General features: G+C 62.5%; 4 protein-coding genes. All 4 read right to left on the bottom strand.

The window, feature by feature from the left end:
• On the bottom strand, positions 1 to 1512 hold a 1512-nt coding region (lnt, locus tag WBB85_RS23705), incomplete at its 3' end, for an apolipoprotein N-acyltransferase (protein WP_432641018.1).
• 17 nt (positions 1513 to 1529) lie between these two features.
• Positions 1530 to 2417: a hemolysin family protein gene (locus tag WBB85_RS23700; protein ID WP_432641017.1), complete on the bottom strand. Its 888-nt coding sequence runs from the start codon at positions 2415 to 2417 to the stop codon at positions 1530 to 1532.
• A 39-nt stretch (positions 2418 to 2456) separates the two neighbouring features.
• A complete protein-coding gene (gene ybeY, locus WBB85_RS23695; RefSeq protein WP_432641016.1) occupies positions 2457 to 2963 on the bottom strand; it encodes an rRNA maturation RNase YbeY in 507 nt (168 codons plus the stop codon).
• Complete coding sequence (locus WBB85_RS23690) at positions 2947 to 3966, bottom strand: PhoH family protein (RefSeq protein WP_432641019.1); 1020 nt, start codon at positions 3964 to 3966, stop codon at positions 2947 to 2949. Before WBB85_RS23690 ends, ybeY begins: the two co-directional genes overlap by 17 nt.
• Positions 3967 to 3978: the final 12 nt, after the last annotated feature.

Here is a 3978-nt window from a genome sequence, read left to right as displayed (position 1 = left end):
ATCCGATTGTCTGCGGCGTACTAGGATGAGGCCGGAAAGCGCCGCTATGACAAGGATTGTTGCCGGTATGTCACCCGTTCGGGCGTAGAGCGTTGGTGCCAGAGATGGGGGAACGGCCGTATCGAGCACGCCTTGTGTGTTCAGTGCTAGGTCGTTCTTTATTCGTCCCTTAGCGTCTATGACTGCAGTCACCCCGGTATTGGCGGACCGGAGCAGCGGCAATCCCTGTTCAATGGCCCGGAGCTGCGCCTGCGCCAGATGCTGGTAGGGGCCCGCGATATTACCGAACCAGCTGTCATTGGTGATCTGCAAGATCCAGTCGGGGCGGTCGTCTTTCATCCGCAGGTCCTGTGGAAAGACCGCCTCATAGCAGATGAGTGGCAGCACCTGCCCGGCCCGGCCAAGGTCAAGTATACGGGGGCCGGGGCCGGGGCTGTAGCCATTGCCCTGCTGTGCGGCAAAAGCGGTGATACCGAACCTGGCCATCACATCGCCGAAGGGGATGTATTCGCCGAAAGGGACAAGGTGCCATTTGTCGTAAACGGCAGTCACCCGCGCCTCGCCATCAATGGCGGCAAGACTGTTGAAAAAGCGCAAGCCCTCTTCACGCTGGATCCCGACGACGACCGGCACGCCGCCAGACCGCTCTGACAGGGCCTTAAAGAAGCCGCCCGAATCCGACAGCAGAAAGGGCACCGCGGTTTCCGGCCAGACGATGAGGTCCAGCGGCTCTTTCGCAGGCTCTGCGGTCTGCTCCATCTGCCGGTCAAGGAAGATGCGCCACATATCGCCACGCCATTTCAGATGCTGGGCAGCGTTGGGCTGGATCAGGCGGACTTGGATTGCCGGATCGCGCGGGGCCTCGGGTTTGGCCAATCGCGCGGTGCCGATCGCCCAGACGCCGCCAAGTGCTGTGACGGAGAGTGCGGCAAGGCCGATGCGGGTCGGTGTCGCCCGCGCCAGAACCGGCAGGGCCGCCGCAAACGCGGTCAGCGCCGACAGACCGACCGGCCCGACAAGGGCCGCAGCCTGCGCCACGGGCGTGCCGATCCAGATATGGCCGATCAGGGCCCAGGGAAATCCGGTGAAGATGTAACCGCGCAGAAGATCGGTAGCGGTCAGGCCGATTGCAAATCCAACCGCACGGGGGCAGGGCCCCCGCCCCAAGGCGCCGATCCCGGCCGACAGAGCCCAGAACAGTGCCATACCAAACGACATGAAGAGCAGCGCGAACGGGGCCATCCAGCCATAGGTCCCGGCATCGACAAAGAACGGCTCTACGATCCAGAAAAGACTGGCCGCGAAATAGCCCGCCCCGGCGATCCAGCCCAGCCAGACCGCCTGCATTGCCCGTCGTTCCACCGCAATCAGAAGCGTCAGAAAAGTCAGGGCGGGCACAGCGAGCCACCAGAGCGACCATGGGGCCTGCCCGAGTGCCATGACCGCGCCCAAAAGGGCGGCGAGCGCAAGGCGCAACCCGTCCGGCCGGTTTTCACGCCGGAAGAAGCTCAAAGGCCGAAATATCACGATCAGGCCGCGGCCTGCGGCAGGCGGACCCTCAGCCGTTTGATGCGACGGGGATCGGCGTCGATCACCTCGAACTCCGCCCCGCTGTCATGGCGGATGACCTCACCCCGCGCGGGCACCCGGCCGATCAGCATGAAGACGAGACCGCCAAGTGTGTCGATCTCTTCATCCTCTTCGGCCTCGGCCAGCTTGACGCCCACCTCGGCCTCGAACTCATCCAGCGGCGCACGGGCCTGCACAATGAACTGGCCCGGCTTTTCCTCGTGCCAGAGGCCGTCTTCGGACGTGTCGTGTTCATCTTCGATCTCGCCGATCACGGTCTCGATCAGATCCTCGATCGTCACCAGCCCGTCGACACCGCCATATTCGTCGATGACAAGCGCCATGTGGATGCGTTCGGACTGCATCTTCTGCAACAGCACGCCGATCGGCATCGAAGGCGGCGCGTAAAGCAGCGGCCGCAGCATCTTGCGCAGGTTGAACCGTGGTTTCGGATCGCTGAACGCCTGTTCCAACGCCAGATCTTTCAGGTGGATCAGCCCCAACGGGCTGTCGAGCGTACCCTTGAAGACCGGCAGCCGGGAAAAGCCGCTCTCTCGGAAATGCGAAACCAGATCGTCCAACGTCGCCGACACGGGTACGGCCACGATTTCGGCTTTAGGGATCGCCACGTCCTCGACCCGCATGCGGCGCAGGTTGCCGATGCCGGGCAGGGGGGTGGCCAAGACTGTGCGGGCCGCATCGTCCTGCGGCTCGGTCTCCGGATCGGTCTCACTGTCCGAGGGAGAGAAGGCATCAATGATGCGGCCGAAAAAGCCGCGTTGTTCGCTAATGTCTGAGGGGTCGGGCGCGTCCTGCGCCAAAATAGACCCGTCTGCGGATTCGCCCATTTTTCCTTTCCAAATAACACGGCCCTTTCAGGCGCCGGTTCACTCATATGGGTTCGGTATACCCATCTTTGCAAGAATTCGTGCTTCCGTCGACTCCATGAGGGCGGCATCGTGCTCTCTTACATGGTCATAGCCGAGTAAATGCAACACTCCGTGAACGAGCAAATGGGTGACATGGTCCGTCACCGGCTTGGTTTGTTCACCGGATTCGCGGGCGCAGGTTTCCCAGGCGATGGCAATATCGCCTAGTTCCTCGGGCATCTCAGCCTCGCCCGGCACAACCGGATCGGGGGCGCGGCCATCCTCTTCGGCGGCGCGTTCCTCCGACGGCCATGAGAGTACATTGGTCGGCTGCGGTTTGCCGCGGAAATCGGCGTTGAGCGTGGCGATACGGGCGTCGTCGCAGCCGAGGAGGCTGATTTCGAACCCGATACCCGGCAACCCCAGTTCCGCAAGCACCCCGCGCGCGGCACGATCGGCGAGCGCAGGCAGGCCAAGGGCCTCCCAGCGCGCATCCTCGATCATCGTGTCAACCAGTGGCTCCATCCTCGGCGTCATAGGCCTCGATGATGCGGGCCACAAGCGGATGTCGCACGACATCCTTCGCGGTGAAGTAGTTAAAGCTGATGCCCTTCACGTCCTTCAGGATACGTTCGGCATCGTTCAGGCCCGAAGAGGTGCCGCGCGGCAGGTCGATCTGGGTGCGGTCGCCGGTGATCACCATGCGGCTGCCCTCGCCCAGACGGGTCAGGAACATCTTCATCTGCATGGTCGTGGCATTCTGCGCCTCATCCAGCACGACGAAGGCATTGGCCAGCGTCCGGCCGCGCATGAAGGCCAGCGGCGCGATCTCGATCCGCTTTTCCTCCATCAGCTTCAGAACCTGCTTGGCTGGCAGGAAATCGTTCAGCGCGTCGTAAAGCGGCTGCATATAGGGATCGACTTTTTCCTTCATGTCGCCGGGCAGGAAGCCCAGGCGCTCACCCGCCTCGACCGCCGGGCGCGACAGGATGATCTTGTCGACATGGCCGCCGATCAACATGGTCACGCCGACGGCAACCGCGAGATAGGTCTTGCCGGTGCCCGCCGGGCCGATACCGAAGCCGAGTTCATTGGAAAACAGGTTCTTCACATAGGCTTTCTGTGCCTCGGTTCGCGGCTCGACCTGTTTCTTGCGGGTGCGGATTTCGTATTTGCCGCCCGCGAACATCTCAAGCTGTTCGTCGAGGCTTTTGGGTTCGGCCCTTGTGCCCTCACTCATGCGGATCGCGGCATCAATCTCGCCCGCATCAATCGGACGACCGGATTCGAGTCTGCCGTAGAGCGTTTGCAGAACCGCTGCCGCCTGACCGCGCGCCTCAGCCGATCCCACGACGGCGATCTGGTTGCCGCGGCGCAGGATATGGACCCCTAACTGATGCTCGATCTGTGCAAGGTTGCGGTCAAACTCACCACACAAATCAATCAGAAGCCGGTTATCAGAAAATTCCAGGAGGGTTTCGTGAAGGTCCTCCGGGCGCGGCGGCGGGGTCAAGGCGCTAATGCCCAAGCAAATCTCGTT

This window comes from Albidovulum sp., assembly GCF_049646345.1.
GTDB lineage: Bacteria > Pseudomonadota > Alphaproteobacteria > Rhodobacterales > Rhodobacteraceae > Albidovulum.
The sequence above is the reverse complement of the archived record's forward strand: the minus strand, read 5'-3'. Positions and strand labels throughout refer to the sequence as shown.